Origin of the sequence: Pseudomonas brassicae (genome assembly GCF_010671725.1) — a bacterium.
GTDB classification, from domain to species: Bacteria; Pseudomonadota; Gammaproteobacteria; order Pseudomonadales; family Pseudomonadaceae; genus Aquipseudomonas; species Aquipseudomonas brassicae.
Map to the genome: position 1 here is coordinate 1 of NZ_JAAHBU010000057.1, position 3,234 is coordinate 3,234.

Annotated in this window: 1 protein-coding gene and 1 pseudogene; one reads left to right on the forward strand and one right to left on the reverse strand. The window is 61.9% G+C overall.

Going from position 1 to position 3,234, the window contains the following annotated elements; translation table 11 throughout:
* Positions 1–91: 91 nt before the first annotated feature.
* A pseudogene (locus G3436_RS05465) lies at positions 92–1,568 on the reverse strand (helicase HerA-like domain-containing protein).
* Positions 1,569–1,738: 170 nt separating this feature from the next.
* Between G3436_RS05465 and G3436_RS05470 the strand changes: the two are divergent.
* Positions 1,739–3,234 (forward strand): methyl-accepting chemotaxis protein (locus G3436_RS05470; RefSeq protein ID WP_163942169.1); only part of this gene is annotated, 1,496 nt, incomplete at its 3' end.

Here is a 3,234-nt window from a genome sequence, read left to right on the forward strand (position 1 = left end):
ACTCGGCCTCTGCAAGGGGCAGCAGATCAAGATCAACAGCAAGATCAAGATCAAGATCAAGATCAAGATCAAGATCAGCGGCAGCCGCCGCTCAACGGCGCTTGCTACCGCCCAGCAACGACCCCATCAACCCACGCACCAACTGCCGCCCAAACTGATTCGCCGCCTGACGCACCGCCGACTTGATCGCCTGCCCGCCGCGCTCTGCAGAAAATCCCCCGCCTTGTCGGCAAAGCTCTCTTCAGACGGCGCCTGCTGCGGCTGCACCGCCGGCGCTTCACCCTTGCGAGCCATGAGCATCTCGTAAGCCGACTCGCGATCAATCGGCTTGTCGTAACACCCCAGCAACGGCGACGCCGCAATCAACGCCCTGCGCTCCACCTCGCTCAACGGCCCGATCCGCGACTGCGGCGGGGCAATCAGCACCCGCTCGACCATCCCCGGCGTACCCTTCTCCTGCAAGGTCCCCACCAACGCCTCGCCAATCCCGAGCTCGTCAGCACCGACAAGGTATCGAACGCCGGGTTCGGCCGAAAACCATCGGCCACCGCCCGCAGGGATTTCTGCTCCTTGGCCGTGAACGCGCGCAATCCATGCTGGATACGCAAACCCAACTGCGCAAGCACATCGTCCGGCAGATCGCCCGGCGACTGGGTGACGAAGTACACCCCCACGCCCTTGGAACGAATCAGCCGCACCACCTGCTCCAAGCGGTCCTGCAACGCCTTGGGCGTGCCGCTGAACAACAGGTGCGCCTCGTCGAAGAACAACGCCAACAACGGTTTGTCAGCATCCCCGCGCTCGGGCAACTGCTCGAACAACTCGGCCAGCAACCACAACAGGAACGTCGCGTACACCTTCGGCGCCTCATGCACCAGGCGGCTGGCATCCAGCAGGTGAATGCGCCCACGCCCATCCGCCGCCGGCTGCAAGATGTCCTGCAACTGCAACGCCGGTTCACCAAACAACGCCTCGGCCCCCTGCTGCTCCAACGTGGCCAGACGCCGCAACAGGGCCTGGCTGGAACCACTGGTCATCAAGGCACTGTCATCGCCCAGCACCTCGGGGTTGTCCTTCAGGTGCCCGAGCAGGGCCTTGAGGTCCTTGATGTCCAGCAGCAACAACCCTTCGCGATCCGCCACCTTGAACGCGGCATACAACGCCGCCTGCTGGCTGTCGTTGAGCTCCAACAGGTTGCCCAGCAGCAACGGGCCCATTTCACTCAGGGTGGTGCGCAGCGGATGACCCGACTGGCCATGCACGTCCCACAGCGTCACCGGGTACGCCTGCGGTCGGTGATCAAGCCAGGGCATACCGGCGATCCGCTCGGCCACCTTGCCCTGCGGGTGGCCCACCGCGCCCAGGCCGCACAGGTCACCTTTGACGTCGGCGGCAAACACCGCCACGCCCGCATCGCTGAAGGCCTCGGCCAGGTGCTGCAGGGTCACGGTCTTGCCAGTGCCGGTAGCGCCCGCCACCAGGCCATGACGGTTGGCCAGGCGCAAGGCCTGGGCCACCGGTTGCCCGGCCAGGTCAGCGCCGAGTACGAACTGTGAAGAGTCAGGCATGTTTTTTCACCCTCTGTTTAAGCTTTGGTAGTAGGCGGCCGATACCAAATAGTGATAGTTCACTCAGAAAGACAGGAAAAGCCCGACAAGGACATGGGAACTGCACTGCTTTCATGCTGCGCTTTGTGCGAACGACCCGGATTTAAAGACCTTAGCGGACCCAATACGCCATGAACAAAAGCCTCCGATTCAGCCACAAGATCCTGCTGGCCGCCTCACTGATTGTACTCACTGCCTTTGCCCTGTTTACTCTCTACAACGATTACCTGCAGCGTAATGCGATTCGCGAGAATCTGGAAAACTATCTTGGCGAAATGGGTGACTCCGCGTCGACCAACATCAAGAACCTGTTCGACGGGCGCCTGCTACTGGTGCAAAACCTGGCACAGAACATTGCCTCGGCCCCTGCCAGCGCCGGCACCCTGCTCGGCCAGCAAGCGCTGGTGTCGAGTTTCCTGACCGTGTACATGGGCCACGTCAACGGCGACTTCACGATCCGTCCGCTGACCAAGATGCCCGATGGCTACGACCCGCGCGTACGCCCCTGGTACAAGGATGGCCTGGCCGCCAACGGCGCGATCCTGACCGAACCCTACGTCGATGCCAGTACCGGCAAGATGGTGATTTCGATGATCGCCACTGCTTCGCGGGATATCGGCGTGGTTGGCGGCGACATGGATCTGGATGGCCTGGTCAAGATCATCAACTCGCTGAACTTCGGTGGCATGGGCTACGCCTTCCTGGTCAACGACCAGGGCAAGATCCTGGTGCATCCGGACAAAGAGCTGGTAATGAAGTCGCTGTCGGATCTGTACCCGCAGAACACGCCGCGCCTGACCAAGGAAATGAGCGAAATCCAGATCAACGGCCAGACCCGCATCCTCAGCTTTGCCCCGGTCAAGGGCTTGCCTTCGGCCAACTGGTACATCGGTCTGTCGATCGATAAAGACAAAGCCTATGCAATGCTGAGCAAGTTCCGCACCTCTGCGGTAGTTGCCACGCTGGTAGCCGTGGTGATCATCATCGCCCTGCTCGGCATGCTCATCCGCCTGCTGCTGCAACCGCTGCACATCATGACCCGCGCCATGGAAGACATCGCCGAAGGTGAAGGCGACCTGACCAAGCGCCTGGCAATTCACAGCCACGACGAATTCGGCACCCTGGGCAGCGCCTTCAACCGCTTCGTCGAACGTATCCATACCTCGATCCGCGAAGTGTCCTCGGCCACCCAGCAGGTCAACGAAGTGGCCTTGCGTGTGGTCAGTGCCTCGAACTCCTCGATGGTCAACTCCGACGAGCAGTCCAACCGCACCAACAGCGTGGCCGCCGCGATCAACCAGCTCGGTGCCGCGGCCCAGGAAATCGCCCACAACGCCGCGCAAGCCTCGCAACAGGCAAGCTCGGCACGGCACCTGGCCGAGGAAGGCCAGCAGGTGGTCGATCGCAGCATCCAGGCGATGAACAAGCTGTCGGACCTGATCTGCACCTCCAGCTCGCACATCGAGACGCTCAACAGCAAGACCGTCAACATCGGTCAGATTCTCGAAGTGATCACCAGCATCTCGCAACAGACCAACCTGCTGGCACTCAACGCCGCCATCGAAGCGGCCCGTGCCGGTGAAGCCGGCCGCGGCTTTGCCGTGGTGGCCGATGAGGTACGCAACCT